Below are 18,881 nucleotides of genomic sequence, written 5' to 3'. Positions count from 1 at the left end.
GCAATCTGGATTTGCCGGGGCGGATTCTTTACCCGTTGGTCAAACTATCAGCCCGCCGATGGGCGTCAAGCCAGGCGAAACGATCCGCTTTCCAGGGCCTCGATCAGGGCACTCAGCGTGTCCTCCCGAGTGTGTCCTTCGGTCGGGAGAACATGCCGCTCGAGGGGGCCGAGCGATGAGAGCTGCTGATGAAGCGCCGCGATGGGCACGGGGTCTGTCAATGTGTCCCCGCCGCGCTGTTGGCAGCGCCGGATGGCGACACCGAGCGACGGACGCAGAACGACGTAGTGGAGCGGTGCCGTGATTTTCCTGAATGGTTCAAGGAACCACGGTCCGACGATGCCGTCCACAATGACGAAATAGCCGCCATGTGCGTAGGTTGCGGCAACTTTCGTCAACACGTCGACAACGACGGCGTTTTGTTCGTGAGCTTCGGGCAGATAGGGCGGTATCGCCCCGTGTTTGATGAAATGCCAGAAGTCGTCGCAGTGAAGATGGACCTTCGATGATCCTGGCTCTGCCGCGAGCGCCTGCGCTGTCGTGGTCTTTCCGGAGCCGGGTGGCCCGGTGAGGATGAGAATTTCGCTTTCAAGGTTCATGGCATGATCATGTAGCACGATGTTGCGGGCCAGTCTGCGACGGGACCGAGAAGGCTCGCCCGCCAAAAATGAAGCCCCGCGATCGGATCGGCGGGGCTTGATGAGGCGTGCTGTTCGGTCGAACGGACGTGCTGGGAGTTACGCCGATTTGCGAACCAGAGGCTTTTCGTCCACGGCATCGGTGTCTTCGCCGTAGATGTCGGATAGTGCGCCCAGAATCTTCAACACGGCGCCGGACGAGCTCGAATAGTAGATCGTCTGTGCGTCACGACGGGTGCTGACCAGATTCTGCGCACGAAGCTTCGAGAGGTGCTGAGAAAGAGCCGATTGGCTCAGCCCGACCTTATGGGCCAGGGCGCCAACCGCCATTTCCTCCTTGACGAGAGAGTCGAGGATGAGCAGGCGTTTCGGATTTGCCATGGCCGAAAGGAAACCGGCTGCTATTTCGGCGTCCTCGTGTTTTTCAGGCGGAAGAGGCTGCATCGTGTGCTCCATGCGAGAATTCATCACACGTAGTTATGATTGATGAAGCACGATAATTAGCCGTGATGCATAAAAGGGCAACCACCCCCTGCAAGAAATGGGGGTAGCTAAGATGCGATTAACGGTAAAGTTTTTTTAGAATTGGCCGTAATTCGGCCTCGTCGGCAAGGGGCGTCTCGAACTCCAGGCGGCGCAGACGGTCGCCGTCCGACAGGTCGAGCCCTGCCGAATCGATGCCGACGATCTTCCAGTCGCCTTCCGGTGCGCGGCAATGAGTGGTTGCATAATATCTCACGGCTTCGGCGTGATCGGCGTTCATGTGCTCGATCGCGCCGCCTTCCATTTCCGCGATGGCGGCAGCGGCCGGCGAAGCGATGGCGAGATCCTCCGCCGTCAGCACATAGGCGCGGCCGAAGCCGCCATTGAGGCTTGCCCGCAGCGGGTTGAGACGGAAGAAGCCGAAGTCCGGAAAATCGGCATAGAGCTTGGACTTGGGGTGCCGGCGAAGGAATCGTTCGCGAAGACGCCGGTGGAGCGCGCAATCGCGCGGGACGGCCTCCGCCTCGCACTGGATCGTCAAGCGCGGATGGGCGAGCGGGTCGCCTTTGCCCGGCTCGCCGGTCAGCAGCGAAGCGCGCCGGTCCGCCGTGAGCGCTTGAGTATGCGTCGACAGCCGCGACACGAGGATGACCGGCGTTCCGTCGATATCGATGCCGACGAGTACACGGCTGACGAAGGGAAAACCATCGCTCTCCGGCTCGATCCCGGCAAGCGCGCCGCTTCTCGCCGAACGAAGAAGCACCCGGGCGAGCTTGCGTGCTTCCTCGTCCGTCTCGCGCAGCACACTGGGTTTCTCGCTCATGATCGACTCCTTCCGGCGGGCCAGCGTGCCGCGTCAACTTTTGTTGCGGTGGCGCGTCAATCCTTCGACGATGTTCTGGGCGTCGATGGTCCCGACGACGGAGCCGTTGTCGACCACACCTATGCTGCCCGGCTGACGCGACATGGCGTCGAGAATATCGACGAGCGGCGTGGTGGGCCTGGCCGTTGCCGAAACGCCGGTACTGGCGGCGGCTCGCCCGACGCCGGTCTGCATCACATCCTTCGCTGTCAGCATGGTGATCGGGTTCATGTGCTGGACGAAATCGGCCACGTACTGATTTGCCGGCTCCTTCACGATCTCCTGTGGCGTCCCGCACTGGATGATTCTTCCGCCTTCCATGATGGCGATGCGGTTGCCGATACGGAAGGCCTCGTCGAGATCGTGGCTGACGAAGAGAATCGTCTTTTTCAGCCGCCGCTGGAATTCGAGCAGTTCGTCCTGGAGGCGCGTGCGGATCAGCGGGTCGAGAGCCGAAAACGGCTCGTCCATCAGCAGGATCGGGGCGCCGGTGGCGAAGGCTCTTGCGAGGCCGACCCGCTGCTGCATGCCGCCCGAGAGCTCGTTGACCTTGCGGTCCGCCCACTTGGCCAGGTTGACGAGTTCAAGCTGCTCGCCGACGCGCTTTCTTCGTTCGGCATCGGCGACGCCGGCCAGTTCGAGCCCGAAGCCGACATTGTCCGCCACCGTTCGCCACGGCAGAAGCGCAAACTGCTGGAACACCATCGAGACCGTATGCATGCGGAAGTCGCGCAGAGACTTGGCGTTGCAGCGATAGGGGTTCAGCGATCCGTTCGCGGTCTTGACCTCGACCTCGCCCCGCACCACCGGCGCGAGGCCGTTGACGGCCCTGAGCAGCGTCGATTTGCCGGAGCCGGACAGCCCCATCAGAACGAGGATCTCGCCTTCATTGATGGTCAGCGAAGCGCCGGCGACGCCCAGTACCAGGCCTGTGGCGGCACCGATCTCGTCGCGCGTCTTGCCCTGGTCGACCATCTGCACCGCAATCTGCGGGTTTTTGCCGAAGATGATGTCGACATTCTTGAAAACGACGGCGTCGGTCATGCGCCTTCTCCTTCATCGGACGAGCGGAAAAGACGGTCGAGAACGATCGCGAGAATGACGATACAGAGACCGGACTCGAATCCCCTTGCGATGTTCACCGTGTTCAGCGCCCTGAGGACGGGCACGCCGAGACCGTCGGCACCGACCAGCGCTGCGATCACCACCATCGAGAGCGACAGCATGATGGTCTGGGTCAGGCCTGCCATGATCTGCGGCATGGCGAAGGGCAGTTCGACCTTGCGCAGCACCTGCCAGGGCGTCGCGCCGAAGGATTCGGCGGCCTCGACCAACGCCGGCGGCGTCGAGATGATGCCGAGCCGCGTCAGCCGGATCGGCGCGGGAATGGCGAAAATGACGGTGGCGATCAGCCCCGGTACCATTCCGAGTCCGAAAAGGATCAGCGCCGGAATGAGGTAGACGAAGGTGGGGATCGTCTGCATCAGGTCCAGGATCGGCCGCATGATCGAGTAGATCCAGGCACGGCGCGCCGCAGCTATGCCGAGGGGCACGCCGACGGCCATGCTGACAAAGGTTGCCGCAAGGACCAGCGCCAGCGTTTCCGTGGTCTCCTGCCAATAGCCCTGATTGACGATCAGGAGTAGCCCGAGACAGGTGAAGGCGGCAATGCCGAGGGAGCGGCGGAACCACCATGCGAGCGCCGTCACGACGGCGATGATGATAAGCGGGTGCGGCGTCTGGAGGATGTAGAGCAGGACCGAAATGATCGCCGAAAGCACGTTGGCGAGCTGGTCGAAGAACAGGTTGAAATTCGTCGTCAGCCAGTCGACGAAAGACTTCGCCCAGGCGCCGATCGGGATGGGGTTTTCAGTCAGGAATTCCACGAAACAGGGTCCTCTTGCCAGGGTCAACACTCAGGTCAAAAGACCGGTGGAAAAAAGGCGGGGTGTTTCCCCGCCTCACTGCATTTCCCATATCGGAGCCGATTTGAGCACGGAACATGCAGCAATTCAAAATGCCACGCGTGATCTGCCGCCGGTCAGAGGCCGAGGGCGGTCTTGACCGCGGCCAGTCCGTCGCCGCCATCCTTGGTCGTGACCCCCGCAAGCCAGGGTTCGATGCTCTGCGGATTGTCCTTCAACCACGCGGCCGCAGCTTTCTCCGGGTCTTCGCCGTCGTTGAGGATCTTGCCCATGATCTCGTTCTCCATCTGGAGGGAGAACGAAAGGTTCTGGAGAAGCTTGCCGACGTTCGGGCATTCGGTCGTGTATCCGGCGCGCACATTGGTGTGCACCGTCGCGCCGCCGTAATTCGGGCCGAATACGTCATCGCCGCCGGAAAGATAGGTGAGCTTGAAGTTGGCGTTCATCGGATGCGGTTCCCATCCGAGGAAGACGATCGGGTCGCCGGACTTCTCGGCGCGGGCGACCTGCGCCAGCATCCCCTGCTCGGAGGATTCGACGACTTCGAAGCCCTTGAGATCGAAGGTGCCCTTTTCGACCATGTCGATGATCAGGCGGTTGCCGTCATTGCCCGGCTCGATGCCGTAGATCTTGCCGTCGAGTTCGTCCTTGTGGGCTGCGATATCCTTGAAGTCCTTGATGCCCAGTTCCACGCCCTTGGCATTGGTCGCAAGCGTGTATTTCGCGCCTGCGAGGTTTTCGCGCACCGTCTCGACGGATTTATCCTCGCGGTAGGGGGCGATATCCGCTTCCATGGTCGGCATCCAGTTGCCGAGGAAGACGTCGATGTCCTTGTTCTTCAGCGATGTGTAGGTAACCGGCACAGACAGGACCTTCACGTCCGTTTCGTAGCCGAGCGCCTCGAGGATGGTCGTCGCGGTCGCCGTGGTCGCTGTGATATCGGTCCAGCCGACGTCGGAGAAGCGGACCGTGCCACAGCTTTCAGGTTCGGCTGCAAAAGCGCTTCCGGCGGTCAGGGTTGCCATGCAAACGGCTCCCGCCAACGTGAATTTGAGAGAAAGCGTCCTTATCATCGTCGTCGTTCCCCTGCCTTGTGTTCTTTTTTGGCCAAACACCAATGAAGCGTTAGCCAAACACCAATGAAGCGCGAATTCAAGCGCCCTGGCGTTTAAAGAAGTGTATTGCCTCAGTACATTAACGGGATGCACAAAGCGACGCCTGATGTCGCAATGCCCGCGAAATACCGCCCCCCCGATGCGAGCAGGACTTGCGGGCCATCGCATGTGCGCCCTCTCGGAAATCTGTGAGTCGCTGCGGGATGCTCTGGTCATCGGACGCGTGCCCCGTCATGTAGCGGGCACAATGTCCGGAGATGGGACCATGTCCAAACTTTATTTCAGCTATGCGACGATGAATGCGGGCAAGAGCACGCTGCTCCTGCAGGCCGCCTACAACTATCAGGAGCGCGGCATGCGCGTCGTGATGCTGATCGCAGCTTTCGACGACCGCGCCGGCCAGGGTCGCATCGCGTCTCGCATCGGGCTGGAATCGGAGGCGATCCCCTTCCGCAGCGAGGACGATCTCCATGCGCTGATCGAGCGCCTGAACGGCGACGGCTCCGGTGAAATCGCCTGCGTCTTCGTGGACGAGGCGCAGTTCCTCGGTGAAGATCAGGTCTGGCAGTTGGCGCGTGTGGCGGATCGCCTCGGCATTCCGGTCATGGCCTATGGCCTGAGGACGGACTTCCAGGGCAAGCTCTTCCCCGGCTCCATGGCTCTGCTCGCTATCGCGGATGAGCTGCGCGAAGTCAGGACCATCTGCCATTGCGGGCGCAAGGCAACGATGGTCGTTCGCCTCGACGGCTGCGGCAAGGTCATGCGGGAGGGCGCTCAGGTGGACGTCGGCGGCAATGAGAAATACGTCTCCTATTGTCGTCGCCATTGGGAAGACCGGATGCGCGAAGGGTGAGGCGCAAGCCGGCCGGCGGCGATGCACCGGCCCTACTGTCGTGCGCTTGAAAAAGCGGCCACCGCCCTTGTCGATCCGTGCTAAACATCCTTTATATAAGTGCAATCAAGGGCTGAAATAGTCCGCTCGCACTGCTGGCTGGCTTAGGGGAGAAGGCAATGGCGACGCTTCAGAATTTTGACACCGAGATCGAGAAGACCAGAACCGTCGTCAAGGAGATGCGCAGCAAGCTCGAGCAGTCCGGCGTCGTTCTCGAGCAATTCGCCAAGGCGGACACCAAGCTCGGCGACGTCAATTTCGATATCGAGAACGCCCGCATTCAGGACGTCGTCAACCAGCAGAAGGTGATGGAAGCCAACATCGCCGATCTGATCATCGGACTGGAGGACGCCACCAACGTGTTCGGTGCCGAGTTCGAAAGCATGAAGAGCTACACCGGCTACGAGAAGTTCATCGGAATCTTCTCGAAGCAGAAGATGCAGAGGCTGCGGACCGATCGCGTGCGCAACATGTCGCTTGCAGGGAACCTGCAGGAACTGCTGTCGAAATCGGATACCATCGTCGGCATCCTCAAGGACCAGAAGGCGATTCTCGACCAGCGCTACAAGACCTCCGAGCAGAGCCTCGTCCAGGTGATCGAGCGCCGCAAGGGCACGATGGCTGCGCTGGAACAGACTCAGAAGCGGATCGAAGAGCTCAACCCGCTGCTGCTCGATATCGAGAACAGGATCGCCGCCTCGACAGACCAGAAGACCCGAACCGACCTCGAAGGCGAACGCTCGCAGCTTGCGACCGAATACAATGAAAAGCAGGCGAAGGAACAGGAGCTTCTGGCCGAGAGCCAGACGCTCGAGCGCTACACGGCCATGTTCCAGACCTTCGTCGATTCTTTGAATAACCAGATCGCGGCCCAGAACACGCTGATCAACAAGCTCACCATCGACACGGAACAGCGCATCGTTCTCTACAAGGCACTGGAAGATTCGTTGAAGACGGCTGCGCAGCAGGACGTGGCGCACAAGATCAACACGCTCGGCAGTCAGGTGGACACGGCCGCCGAGGAGACCATGGCCGGGATCGGCGCGGCCGCACAGCGCCACATCGGCGATTTGCTCGAGATGCATGAAAAGAACATGCTTGCGACGCAGGATATCCAGCGGCGCAAGAAACTCGCCGACGACGCCTTCGCGCGCCGCTTCCAGACGGTGATGGACAAGCATAATGCAGCAAATTATGTGAAGCAGTGATCGGCAAGGCGGCAATGATCCGATCTGCGACCGCCTTTCGACATTTGCCGGGAGAGCTGCCATGAATACCGCCATTCCTTCGGCCGTCAGGCAATATTTCGGCTCCGTCCGGGCGGCGCTCGCAGGGCTCGAGCTCTTCCTCGGAGACCGCAATTCGCCGCTTTACCGCGACAGCGTCGTCGGCGAAGTCATCGGTCCCTATCTTGCCCGGCTGAAAGCCTCGATCGCCTGCTGGGAAAACCGGATCGGTTTCGTCGAACAGTTTCGCATCTCGCGCGCCGAAAGCGGCTTTCCGGTTTTCCAGAACGTGCTGGAACTCGAAAACGACCGGCAGAATGCGGAGAAGCGGCTTGCGAGCATTCCTTCCGCCGATGCGCTGCGCGAGGAAATGGTCGATTTCATCCTGAGGCAGAGGGCGTTTCCCGAAGCGCTTCAGGTTCGCATGGCCGAAAGGCTCTATCTGGAGCAGATCGGCAAAGGGGATATCTTTTCGCCGTTCATCCTGCCGGAGACGATCCGGGTCGCGGTCAATCCGAAGACGATGCGGCCCTATTACGTCGTTTCCTGGGGCGCGTTCGACGGCAGCCAGACGCTGCCGATGATCTATATGGCGACGATCGAGGATTCCTCGGAGAATATCGTCGAGATGCTGGTGACCGAGGATGGCAAGCTCAATCCGGGAGTCGAGATTCCGCTGCCGGTCGGCGGCCTGCTCAATCCGGAGCTCGCAAGCCGTTTTGACGATTTCGCCTCCAAGAACAGCGCCTATTCGCTGACGCCGGCGACGATCGCCACAAATCTCGACAGGGACTTCCCCGAACTGCATCCGAAGCAGCTTCGCCGGATCGTGCTCGGCCCCTTCTATTCGGCGGGCATCACCGAGAACAATGCGAGGGTCAACGACATTCTCTCCAGGGTGCGCAAGACCGAGAATGCGTGGCTGCTCACCTGGACGGTGCAGGAGGTCTTCTCGAAGGCGGAGCGGCCGGCAACGCGTGGCTTCTGGTCCTCCACCCAGGCGCAGGAAGAGTTCCACATCGACACCGCCGATCTGGAGGCGGCGCGCATGGGGGTCAGCGCATATGAGAAGCATGCATTGGTGCCGCACGACGCGTACCAGGCGCTCTATGCCTCCGGCGAGGCCGCCCAGGTCTTCGGCGATTACAAGGTGCATGTCATATCCGGCAACCAGGTGGTGAGCGAGGTCTGAGCCATGGCATTGAACACAGGGCTGACGACACTGCATGAGGACGAGATCGCCAGACATCAGGCGGTGGCGCAGAGCCTGGTCACCAAGCTTGCCGTTATCGAGCGGGACGATGGCGCGGCCGCCACGCCGCTGGCAGGGACGGGGCGCCGTTTCGTCTCGACGGTCTCGACCGGCGGTCAGCGCCGCAGCCGCGAGGTCGAACTCGCACGCACCATCCAGGCGGTTCGCAGCGCCGACCCGCTCCTGTCGCCGGCGCAGCATTCGGTGCTCTATCGCACGCGTCGCGGCATCCAGGTGGCGCTGGCGGTTGCCGATGTCTTCGCGCGGCAGACGAACCTTGAACAGTTGCAGGCGCGTAACGCCACCGCGCCGCTTACCGGCGAGGATGCGGTCCATTTCAAAGCGCTGCTCTCCGCTTCGGCCTATATCGCCGCCTTCACGCTTGCCGCCTATCTCGGCGCGACGCTGCAGGAAGAGGGCGAGCCGGTGGACGATGCCGCGGAGCCGGATTTCCTTTTCGACACGCCGCAGGATGCGCTGAAAACCATGGTCGCCGGTCTCGACCGCAGCATCGCCGGTGCGCCGGACGAGCTCGCGCTGGTCGCACGATCCCGGGCCTTTTCTCGCATCGCGATCGAGGGTCTGATTGCGCGCAAGGCGCGTTTCACCGGTCTGCAGAATTTCGAGAGCGTGCATATCCGGCTCGACCAGGACGATTTTACGCTCAACGGTTTCGACGTCGCGCCCGGGCAGAAGCGCAAGCCGCTGGTGATGACCTTCAAGAAGCCCGAGGAGATCATCGGCAATCACATCGCCAAGTACCAGGCGCTGAAGCTCGCCAAGATGCTGATGGCCTACGACTTCGACCGGCAGATGAACCCTTTCGTCGAACTCGGCGGCTTTCTCTTCACCTTCATCGGCGACGGCATGCCGGGTACGGGTAAGACGATCCTGATCCAGATGCTCGCCGGCATGCTGCACGAATATTGCGGCATCGCCGGTTATCCCTTCCATTACGAGAATTTCGGCGTCGACCAGATTTCCTCCTATCAGGGCAAATCGGGCCAGAATTGCAAGGAATTCGTCAACAATGTCGTGAACCCGCGGGCGATCGGCTTCGGCACGATCGACGATGTCGACCAGGTGGCGGCAAAGCGCTCCGACGACCGTGCCTCGGCCGGTCAGCACGAGGTGACGGCAGTGCTGATGGAGAGCTTCGCCGGCGCCTCGACGGTGGTGCGCGGCAACTGCACCTTCGGCATGTTCTCCAACTATCCCGAGAATGTCGACGACGCGCTGCGCCAGCGGGCCGGTGCGCGCTGGCTGGTCGACGGGCCGCAGACGGAGGACGACTACATCGACATCTTCGCGCTGCTCGTCGGCAAGAACCACAAGATCCCTCTCGGCGAGCACGACCTCTATGCCGGTCAGGAGATCAAGCGCGCCGTCTCGCAATCCTATGCCGCGCATGCGCGACCGCAGGAGGAGGGGCTTGCCGCTGTCTGGGAGCGGCATCAGAAGGAGAAGGGCAAGATCGCCACGCTCGCCGATGTCGGCGCCTATCTGCACATGATCAAGGAGGCGGAACCCCGCTTCACCGGGCGCGCCATCAGGAACATCACCGATGCCGTCAAGCTGAGGGCCATGGACGTCGAACTGCCCGACGACTGGTTCAGGGACGCCGGCTCGTTCATGCACAGGTCCTACGACGAGAAAAAGGCGATGATCGAGCAACTGCGAGGCCCGATCACCATCGACATGGTGCTGCAGGAAATCAACCGCTATGCGGATAGCGAGTTCCGCTACACCGACAAATCCGACGATGCGGCCGTCGGCGAGATCATCCGCCGCGAGCGTCAGCGCGAGAGGGCGATCCGAGAGATCGAGACGATGAAGCGCGAGGGCAGGTGGCAGGGATGAAGGTTGTGTTCGCGGCATTTGCCCCTCACCCTAACCCTCTCCCCGCAGGCGGGGAGAGGGGACGAGATCCCTTGGGCGCGTTATCGGGTGCGATTGAACACAACGGTGTCCCCTCTCCCCGCGCGCGGGGAGAGGGCTAGGGTGAGGGGGCAACCCGCAAGCATGAGAGGAGCGAACGAACGTCAGACAGAACGCGCGAGAGGTCTGCGGCAAAGCGACAATGAAGCAGAAGCGCTCCTTTGGTCGGAACTGAGAGGCCGGCGACTAAACGGCTTCAAGTTCGTCCGGCAGGTCCCCATCGGTCGTTACTATGCTGATTTCGCCTGCCGCGATGAGCGGCTGGTCGTCGAGGTCGACGGCAGTCAGCATCAGATCGGCAGCGGCGATGAGAGGCGCGACGCGTTCATGGTCACGAATGGCTGGAGTGTGCTCCGCTTCTGGAATACGGACGTCTTCAATGACCGCGCGGCGGTGCTGGAAATGATCGTGGCGGTCCTGGAAAAGCGGATGGTGGGAGCAATGAGGAGTGCTGATTTGACCTTCATTCCGGGGGAGAAGAGATGAGTCGGGCGTCGAAATCGGCGTCTCGGTCCGCCCCTCACCCTAACCCTCTCCCCGCAGGCGGGGAGAGGGGACGAGATTGCTTCTGGCTGGGGAGGTTGAAGCAGACCACGACGGTGTCCCCTCTCCCCGCGCGCGGGGAGAGGGCTAGGGTGAGGGGCAGAATGCTGAGGAGCATCGCCGCATGAAGCGCCTGTTGGAAGCGGAGCTCATCTATGGACGGCTGCTCGACATTTCCGAACCGCATCTCGTCTCGCGCTACAACAAGGCTCTCAAAGGCTTCGGGCTGAAGCCGACGGCTCTTCAGCGGTTCAGCATCGACATGACCGGCTTCTCACCCGAAATCGCCGAGGAAATCGGCGACCGCGACTATCTGGATCCGAACCGGGTCAACCGGCGCTTCATCATCCTGACGCCGGCGCAGGCGGAGCTGCCGGTCGTGCACACGAGCTTCTCAAACACCGCGGCGCTGATGCACGAATTCTTCAACGCCAATGGCCGCGCGATCAATGCGATCACCATCAAGGATGCGCTCTACGGCGAGATCGAGGATTCGGTCTCGGTCGTCGAGGACATTGACGATCTGCTTTCCATCAACGAAGTCCGCTTCCGGGTGCTCTCGGCCGAGGACATGCTCGGCAAGGCGACCGAACTGCGCGAGCTCGTCGACCGGCTGAAAAAGGTGCCGAACGCGTGGGCGGACGACGCGATGCTCGATCGGATGGTCGAACTCGCCAGGACGACCGGCGACATAAGGCAGAACGTGCTCGTGCCGGACGAACTCGTCTTCCGCCATGAGGCCTTCTGGGCAAATCACTTCGGCGGCGTCTACGTCTTTCTCGACGAGAAGACGACGACGGTCATCTGCGACCCCTCCGTGCCCGGTTTCCGCCGGTCGCGGCCCTGGCAGGTCAGCTACATTGCCATAACCGACCACGCCCGCATCTATGACTTTCTGGCGACGACCAACCGGCTGCAATTGCCGCAGGCATCCTGGGTGCAGGAGTCCGGCCTCTTCCAGCATCGCGCGGACATGGTGATCCGTGGGCTCGTCAACGATGCCGATCCGCAGGCCGATCTGACGAGTGTCGACCGGATATGGCTCCAGACCTGGATCCACCGCAATGCCGCGCTCGTGGCGCGCGACGGGATTTATCCCTTCCTCCAGGAAATGGCGCGGGCGATCGCCGCGACGGGTACGATCAGGATGCAGGACGTCGCCCCGGAGAACCGGTTTCTGCTCGTCCGGGCCGCCCCGCAGCATCCGGATCAATGGCTCGTCAACCGCCTGATCTCCGAACTCGTCCCTCGCGATTTCGTCTCGCGATTCGTATTCGACAAGCAAGGCTTCTACAAAGCCTATGAGGGCTACAGCGAAAAGTTCCGCGAATATGTTGTTGCGACACTGACCGGCACATATCTCAAGGACAAGGCCGCCTTCCGTCATAAGCTCTACGGTCTCAAAGAGGAATAAAACATGTTCGATCCGATCGTTGCGTTCTTCCAGCGTGTATTCACGGCGATCGGCCGTGGCATCGGATTGGCGGTGGCTTGGCTTCTGTGGCCGTTCGTCGCGCTCGGCAACTGGTACCGGGGACGAAGCTGGATCATCAAGGGGCCGATCGGCCTGATCCTCCTCTGCCTCGTGCTCTTCTACGCCTACTTTGTCTGGCAGACGCAAGCCTGGACGAATTTCGACCCGGACTATGTCGACCGCTACAAGCTCGCCGACCGCAGGACTCCGGCCGGTTCGCCCGTCAGCGGACCTGGAACGACGACGGGCCAGTCCGGTTCTGCGGCTGACGCGAACCGAGCTACGGTCGCACCCTCCGCTGCGGACAGCACGACCGAGGCTCTCGCAGTGGCGGAGCTTCCGGCCGGAACGGTTTGCCAGACCTCGGCCGTCGTCGAGGTGGCGGCCGATCTCATCGATCTCAATGTCAATCAGAATGCCTGGATCTCGTCGATGCTCGGCTACAAGCTCGGCTTTTTCGGACTGGACTGGGACGATACGCCCTGGCTGGACAACAAGGCGTCCTTCCAGCGCGGCATCAATCAGGCGGTCCGGCGCACAGCGGTGGAACTGGTGGATTCGCTCGGCCGTGTCCGCGGTACATCGGGAGTCAATGCGGACCTGCAGAGCGCGCGCGGCAATATCCAGTTCGACGAGGAAACCTGGTATTTCGGCCTTAACCCCTTTGGTCCGAAGACCCCGACGCCCAGCTTCTATCGCTCGGCGATGCGCGACCTCAGGAAGTTCAACGTCTCGCTCGGCAAGTGCGAGGCGATCTTCGACGGACGGTCCGACAACATGGTCGAGTTCCTCGATCGCGTAGCCAATGATCTCGGCAACACCTCGGCGATCATCCGCGAACGATCGGAGTTCCACAATGGCGGCTGGTTCGACACGCGGGCCGACGACCGCTTCTGGTTCGCCTTCGGCCAGCTCTACGGCTATTACGGCATTCTCTCGGCTGCCGGTGCCGATTTCGAGAATGTCGTCACCCAGCGTGGCCTGGGGCCGATCTATACCGAAACGATGAAGCAGCTTCGCGCGGCGCTCAGAATCCAGCCGCTCATCATTTCGAACGGCCGCGAGGACGGCTGGATCATGCCGACGCACCTCGCCACCATGGGTTTTTATATCCTCAGGGTTCGGTCGAACCTCGTGGAAATGCGCGACATTCTTGCCCGTTGACGGGTGACGTGCGAGCCTAGGCAAAGGAACGGAACCTGCGCACCCCGCGGAGGAGGCGGGATGCGCGAGGCAAACTGGGGGGAAGCCGTGGGAGAGGTAAAGTCCGACATCGAGATCGCGCGTGCCGCGCGCAAGCAACCGATTATGGAGGTGGGCGCCAAACTAGGCATTCCGCCGGAGCATCTGCTTCCCTATGGCCATGACAAGGCCAAGGTGAGCGCCGAGTTCATCGCGGCTCAGCAGGAAAAGAGGGACGGCCGGCTCATCCTGGTGACCGCCATCAACCCGACGCCGGCGGGCGAGGGCAAGACGACGACCACCGTCGGTCTCGGCGACGGCCTGAACCGGATCGGCAAGAAGACGATCGTCTGCATTCGCGAGGCGTCGCTCGGCCCCTGCTTCGGCATCAAGGGCGGGGCGGCGGGCGGCGGTTACGCCCAGGTGGTGCCGATGGAGGATATCAACCTTCACTTCACCGGCGATTTCCATGCCATTACGTCGGCGCATAATCTTCTCGCCGCCCTGATCGACAACCACATCTATTGGGGCAACGAACAGGCGATAGACATTCGCCGCATTGCCTGGCGGCGGGTCATGGACATGAACGACCGGGCGCTTCGCCAGATCGTCGGCTCGCTCGGCGGCGTCGCCAACGGCTATCCAAGAGAGACCGGCTTCGACATCACCGTCGCCTCGGAAGTCATGGCGATCCTGTGTCTGGCTATGGACATCAAGGACCTCGAAAGGCGGCTCGGCAACATCATCATCGGCTACCGCCGCGACAAGAGCCCGGTCTTTGCACGCGACATCAAGGCCGACGGGGCGATGGCGGTCCTGCTCAAGGACGCGATGCAGCCGAATCTGGTGCAGACGCTCGAGAACAATCCCGCCTTCGTACACGGCGGCCCCTTCGCCAACATCGCGCATGGCTGCAATTCGGTCGTGGCCACCACGACGGCGTTGAAGCTCGCCGACTACGTCGTGACCGAGGCCGGTTTCGGAGCGGATCTCGGCGCAGAGAAATTCTTCGACATCAAGTGTCGCAAGGCAGGTCTCAAGCCGGATGCAGCGGTGATCGTCGCAACGGTCCGGGCGATCAAGATGAACGGAGGCGTCAAGAGAGAGGATCTCGCCAGGGAGAACGTCGAGGCGTTGAGGAAGGGATGCCCGAACCTCGGCCGTCACATCCAGAACGTCAAGAAATTCGGCGTCCCCGTGCTCGTCGCGATCAACCACTTCACCTCCGATACCGAGGCCGAGATCCGTGCGATCAAGGACTATGTCCGCACGCTCGGCTCCGAAGCGGTCCTCTGCAAGCACTGGGCCGAGGGTTCGGCGGGCATCGAGGAGCTCGCTTACAAGGTTGTGGACCTCGCCAATGCTGGCCATTCGCAGTTCTCACCGCTCTACGCGGACGAGATGCCTCTCTTCGAAAAGATCGAAACGATCGCCAAGGATATTTATCATGCGAGCGAGGTGATCGCCGACAAGGTGGTTCGCGATCAGCTGCGCACCTGGGAAGATCAGGGCTACGGCCATCTGCCGATCTGCATGGCTAAAACGCAGTATTCCTTTTCCACCGACCCGAACCTGCGCGGAGCGCCGACCGGTCACACCGTGCCGATTCGCGAGGTCCGGCTGGCGGCCGGCGCCGGCTTCATCGTCGTCATCACCGGCGAGATCATGACGATGCCCGGCCTGCCGAAGGTGCCTTCTTCGGAACGGATACGGCTGAACGAGCAGGGGTATATCGAGGGGTTGTTTTGAGGCGGCTCGGCCGCGCTGGCGCTCGCCGCAAGCCCCTTCTCCCCGCATGCGGGGAGAAGGTCGTGGCAGCGGGTTGAGGGGCGACCGCGTCTCCTCAGCGGCAATAGCGGTATCCGTTCTTTCGTTCGATAATGTCCAGATGCAGATGATCTTCATGCGCCGCGTCACTGCCGGGGTCGAGGACGGTCGTGAAATACAGGCAGGCCGAAGCCGTGACCGCCCGCTGGAACGCGCCGGTGAGGGTGCCGTCCTCGTCGCGGGGCTGGATCTCGATCGTCTTGTCGTTGCTCAGCGTGAACGAGGCGATGTCGACCGCGTTGCCGCGCGCATGTTCGGATATCTTGCCGGTCTCTGCATTGTTCCTCAGGCGGCAGATATAGGTTGATGCCTGGTTCAAGGCGACGATGCGGGTCTCGGCCCCGAAGGCGCTTCTGGTGGCCGGTGCCGCCGTTTCCTTCGTCCAGCGCGCGAGCGCCAGCGCCGCCTTGCAGCGCATCACCCCCTCGGGCTTCAGCGTCACATCGGGCAGTACCGCACTGACCCGGATCGGCTTGTCGATGCCGCAGCCCTTGCCGTCATCGATGCCATCGACCTCGGCAAAGGCGGCGCCGAGCGATTTCAATTCCGAGAGACAGGATGCATATTCCTTAGGGTTCTCTTTTTCGATCGTCAGCACAGGGCCGACGTCGAGGGCGTCGTCCTTCCAGCTCGGAGGCAATTCCTGCGCCGCTCGCGCGCCGTCCTTCTTTTCTCCGCCGGATTTTTCCAGGCTCTCAGCATCACCCGGCGGTGGCGTAACGGGCTTGGGCGTGGGCGTCGGCTGGCCGCTGCCGGCGGAGGGACGCGGCGCGGGTACCGGTCCGGTCTTCGGCAAGGCCGCTCCTGAAAGGAGAAACGCGGAGATCAGAATGATTCCGGCGTGGCGCATGAGGTCCTCTCCATCTTTTCTGCAGCCCCAGGCTTTTCTGCAGCCCCAGACGGCGAAACGCACCGGGAACGATCCTGTTTCAAATTGTGCTGAAACTGAGGACGAAGTTCGCGCCGCAGGCATGAAGATGAGGAAGAACCCCAAATTTATATTGACAATTACACTCATGTTTTCGTATGTGGCTGAAATAAGGCGGAAATTGCCGCCTTGTTCGATTTCCGCACTGCCCAGCCAGCCCTTGAGTTCGCCGCTCAACAGCAAGCCCGGCCAACACTTTCAAAGGACTGGTCCATGCTCAACCGGCATCATCGCCTGGCGCTTTTGGCTTGCACGGCATTCGCTACCCTCGCCGGAGCAACAATTTCTCATGCGCAATCCATCGAAGAGGCGGCGGGCGCCGCCGAAAAGCAGGGGCGCGTAACGGTCTTAAAGAAACTTTCCGTCAGGGGGGGAGAGAAAGAGGGCGTGGCGGACACACCGCTTGCAGAGCAGGTGACGGAAGAGGAACTGGACAACAACCAGATTTCGAGCTTCGAGGATCTGGGCAGGAGCCTCGAGCCAGGGGTGAACTTCAACCGCACGAATGGCAGCGTCAATATACGGGGCCTCGAAGGGCCGCGCGTGCTGACGACGATCGACGGTATTCCCATCCCCTTTATCGACGATGGGGCGCGCGACGCCGATGGAGGCATCGACAGCTTCGATTTTGCCGCCCTTTCGACGATCGACATCGTTCGCGGCGCCGATTCCAGCCGTGCGGGCGGCGGCGCGCTCGGGGGAGCCGTGGTGCTGCGCACACTCGAGCCGGAGGACCTGATCGGCGAGGGCAAGACCTGGGGTGGTATCTTCAAATTCGCCTATGACGGCGAGGACGAAAGTCTCGGCGGGTCCGCTGCAGTTGCCGCGCGCTACGACGATACGGCGGTCCTTTTCCAGGGCGGCTACAAGAAAGGGCATGAGCAGGAAAGCAACGGCAACATTGGCGGCTATTCCACAACGCGCACCGAGGCCGACCCTGCCGACTACGATCAGAACAATCTCCTCTTCAAAGTAAGGCAATATACCGAGAGCGGCCACACCTTCGGCTTTACGGCCGAGCGCTTCGACCGTGACAAGGACATCGATTTCATGTCCGGCCAGAGCCCTACCGGCAATTATCAGCCAGGTAACTACGACAAGCTCGACAACACCCGGCGCGAGCGCCTGTCGCTCGATTACGAATTCGAGGCCACCGACGACAACGCCTGGTTCGACAGCGCCTCGGCCACGATTTACTGGCAGCGCCTGCTTCGCGAGAACGGTAGCGACGCCTATCGCAGCACCTCGGTGATCGGGGATTATTCCCGTCTCAACGAGGCCGAAGAAGCGAGCTTCGGCGCCAGCGGTTATGTCGACAAGTACTTCGACACTGGCTCCCTGCAGCATAAGGTCACGCTCGGCGGCGACTTTGCCATCGGCAAGCTGCACCAATATTCCTCGGGCGAGGATAGCTGCGACACGGCGCCGAGTCCTTCCTGCAACTTCCTGCACACAAACCAGTCGGACAGCCCCGACGTCGACAGCAGGAAGATCGGCATCTACCTGCAGGATCGCATCTCGATCGGCGATGGTCCCTTCGCGCTGACGCCGGGCCTGCGCTTCGACTGGTACGATTATTCGCCGGAGAATACCGCCGCCTATATGCGCAACCCCAATTATGACGGCTTGCCGCCGGGACAGAGCGATCTGGCGCTGTCGCCGAAGCTTCTTGCAACCTATCAGGCAGCGCAAGAGGTCGAGCTCTTCGCGCAGTGGGCGATGGCTTTCCGGCCGCCGACGGCCGAGGAACTCTATCTGAATTACGGCGCGCCGGGCAGCTATCTGAGCATTGGCAATCCCGATCTCAAGCCCGAAACGAGCCATGGTTTCGAAATCGGCGCGAATCTTGGTGACGACGAGTTCGGCGGCCGAGTCAGCGCCTTCTACAACCGCTATAAGAACTTCATTGACGAACGCTTTTCTCGCGATCCGACCGGCATCTACCCGATCGGCATCACGGAGGCGATCAACCGTGCTAATGTCTCTATTCATGGAGTCGAGGTATCGGGCCATAAAGTCTTCGGCAATGGCGTCCATGTTCGCACCGCACTCGCCTATGCCTATGGCCGAGATCTCGATACCGACGAGGTGCTTGGCTCCGTTGCCCCGCTGAAGGGAGTCCTCAATGTCGGTTACGCCGCCGAAACCTGGGGGACTGACGTCATCCTGACGGCGGCGATGGACGTTTCGGACAAATCGACGAACACTTTCAAGGCACCGGGTTACGGCATCGTCGATGTCACCGGCTGGTGGGAGCCGGAGCAGTTGCCGGGTCTGAGGGTGAATGCAGGGGTCTACAACGTCTTCGACAAGACCTATTGGGATGCGGTGAACACGCAGAATGCGTTCACGCAGCCTGCCGAATTCTATTCGGAGCCGGGGCGAACCTTCAAGGTTTCGATGACGCAGCGGTTCTGAGGATCCGGCGGCACACATAGAGAGCGCGGCCGCTGTGGCCGCCTTCTTTTTTTAAGGGACAGATTGGGTCCGCGGTTTTCCCGCTTGCGCGCCACTGCAAGCCGCGCTAACACTTCCGCCCATGGCAAACACGCAGAACATTTCGATCTGGTGGTGGGCTCGCTGAGGCGGCCTTGAC

Annotated in this window: 17 protein-coding genes; 10 read left to right on the top strand and 7 right to left on the bottom strand. The window is 61.5% G+C overall.

Annotation, left to right across the window (positions count from 1 at the left end):
• Nucleotides 1-65 precede the first annotated feature (65 nt).
• The 6 genes from AC5J09_RS24645 to AC5J09_RS24620 all read right to left on the bottom strand — a co-directional run bounded on the left by AC5J09_RS24645 (nucleotide 66) and on the right by AC5J09_RS24620 (nucleotide 4,981).
• The gene (locus AC5J09_RS24645) at nucleotides 66-599 is read right to left on the bottom strand and encodes an ATP-binding protein (RefSeq protein WP_494298750.1); all 534 of its coding nucleotides are present in this window, start codon (nucleotides 597-599) and stop codon (nucleotides 66-68) included.
• Nucleotides 600-737: 138 nt separating this feature from the next.
• A complete protein-coding gene (locus AC5J09_RS24640) occupies nucleotides 738-1,082 on the bottom strand; it encodes an ArsR/SmtB family transcription factor (protein ID WP_020487479.1) in 345 nt (114 codons plus the stop codon).
• Nucleotides 1,083-1,200: 118 nt separating this feature from the next.
• Nucleotides 1,201-1,944, bottom strand: coding sequence for a HugZ family pyridoxamine 5'-phosphate oxidase (locus AC5J09_RS24635; protein WP_494298748.1), 744 nt, complete (start codon nucleotides 1,942-1,944; stop codon nucleotides 1,201-1,203).
• 33 nt (nucleotides 1,945-1,977) lie between these two features.
• Nucleotides 1,978-3,027, bottom strand: coding sequence for a choline ABC transporter ATP-binding protein (choV, locus tag AC5J09_RS24630; RefSeq protein WP_324762149.1), 1,050 nt, complete (start codon nucleotides 3,025-3,027; stop codon nucleotides 1,978-1,980).
• Complete coding sequence (gene choW, locus AC5J09_RS24625; protein WP_003535852.1) at nucleotides 3,024-3,869, bottom strand: choline ABC transporter permease subunit; 846 nt, start codon at nucleotides 3,867-3,869, stop codon at nucleotides 3,024-3,026. Before choW ends, choV begins: the two co-directional genes overlap by 4 nt.
• 155 nt (nucleotides 3,870-4,024) lie before the next feature.
• Entirely contained in the window at nucleotides 4,025-4,981 is a 957-nt protein-coding gene (locus tag AC5J09_RS24620; RefSeq protein ID WP_100671859.1) for a choline ABC transporter substrate-binding protein, read from the bottom strand.
• Nucleotides 4,982-5,288: 307 nt separating this feature from the next.
• Here AC5J09_RS24620 and AC5J09_RS24615 point away from each other — a divergent pair, with 307 nt between their 5' ends.
• The 8 genes from AC5J09_RS24615 (at nucleotide 5,289) to AC5J09_RS24580 (ending at nucleotide 15,279) form a co-directional block, all read left to right on the top strand.
• Nucleotides 5,289-5,876: a thymidine kinase gene (locus tag AC5J09_RS24615; protein WP_324762148.1), complete on the top strand. Its 588-nt coding sequence runs from the start codon at nucleotides 5,289-5,291 to the stop codon at nucleotides 5,874-5,876.
• 158 nt (nucleotides 5,877-6,034) lie between these two features.
• Complete coding sequence (locus AC5J09_RS24610) at nucleotides 6,035-7,123, top strand: hypothetical protein (RefSeq protein WP_494298747.1); 1,089 nt, start codon at nucleotides 6,035-6,037, stop codon at nucleotides 7,121-7,123.
• Between the two features lie 61 nt (nucleotides 7,124-7,184).
• A complete protein-coding gene (locus tag AC5J09_RS24605; RefSeq protein ID WP_494298746.1) occupies nucleotides 7,185-8,333 on the top strand; it encodes a hypothetical protein in 1,149 nt (382 codons plus the stop codon).
• Between the two features lie 3 nt (nucleotides 8,334-8,336).
• Nucleotides 8,337-10,253: an AAA family ATPase gene (locus AC5J09_RS24600; RefSeq protein WP_494298744.1), complete on the top strand. Its 1,917-nt coding sequence runs from the start codon at nucleotides 8,337-8,339 to the stop codon at nucleotides 10,251-10,253.
• 162 nt (nucleotides 10,254-10,415) lie between these two features.
• The gene (locus tag AC5J09_RS24595; protein ID WP_494298743.1) at nucleotides 10,416-10,817 is read left to right on the top strand and encodes an endonuclease domain-containing protein; all 402 of its coding nucleotides are present in this window, start codon (nucleotides 10,416-10,418) and stop codon (nucleotides 10,815-10,817) included.
• Between the two features lie 181 nt (nucleotides 10,818-10,998).
• Nucleotides 10,999-12,288 (top strand): DUF6638 family protein, encoded by a 1,290-nt coding sequence (locus tag AC5J09_RS24590; RefSeq protein ID WP_275597530.1) that lies wholly within the window; start codon nucleotides 10,999-11,001, stop codon nucleotides 12,286-12,288.
• A 3-nt stretch (nucleotides 12,289-12,291) separates the two neighbouring features.
• Nucleotides 12,292-13,512 (top strand): DUF2333 family protein, encoded by a 1,221-nt coding sequence (locus tag AC5J09_RS24585; protein ID WP_275599891.1) that lies wholly within the window; start codon nucleotides 12,292-12,294, stop codon nucleotides 13,510-13,512.
• 60 nt (nucleotides 13,513-13,572) lie between these two features.
• Nucleotides 13,573-15,279, top strand: coding sequence for a formate--tetrahydrofolate ligase (locus AC5J09_RS24580; RefSeq protein WP_440852075.1), 1,707 nt, complete (start codon nucleotides 13,573-13,575; stop codon nucleotides 15,277-15,279).
• 94 nt (nucleotides 15,280-15,373) lie between these two features.
• On the opposite strand, the gene AC5J09_RS24575 is transcribed toward AC5J09_RS24580, so the two are convergent.
• Nucleotides 15,374-16,207 (bottom strand): extensin-like domain-containing protein, encoded by an 834-nt coding sequence (locus tag AC5J09_RS24575; RefSeq protein WP_494298940.1) that lies wholly within the window; start codon nucleotides 16,205-16,207, stop codon nucleotides 15,374-15,376.
• A gap of 291 nt (nucleotides 16,208-16,498) precedes the next feature.
• Here AC5J09_RS24575 and AC5J09_RS24570 point away from each other — a divergent pair, with 291 nt between their 5' ends.
• Both AC5J09_RS24570 and trpLE read left to right on the top strand, forming a co-directional pair.
• Nucleotides 16,499-18,703, top strand: a complete 2,205-nt coding sequence (locus AC5J09_RS24570) for a TonB-dependent hemoglobin/transferrin/lactoferrin family receptor (protein ID WP_494298742.1) — start codon at nucleotides 16,499-16,501, stop codon at nucleotides 18,701-18,703.
• 121 nt (nucleotides 18,704-18,824) lie between these two features.
• Nucleotides 18,825-18,869 (top strand): trpE operon leader peptide TrpLE, encoded by a 45-nt coding sequence (gene trpLE / locus AC5J09_RS24565; protein WP_178385068.1) that lies wholly within the window; start codon nucleotides 18,825-18,827, stop codon nucleotides 18,867-18,869.
• Nucleotides 18,870-18,881 lie beyond the last annotated feature (12 nt).

The sequence above is a fragment of the Sinorhizobium sp. genome (assembly GCF_059070375.1).
This window is presented reverse-complemented; position numbering and strand designations above follow the sequence as displayed.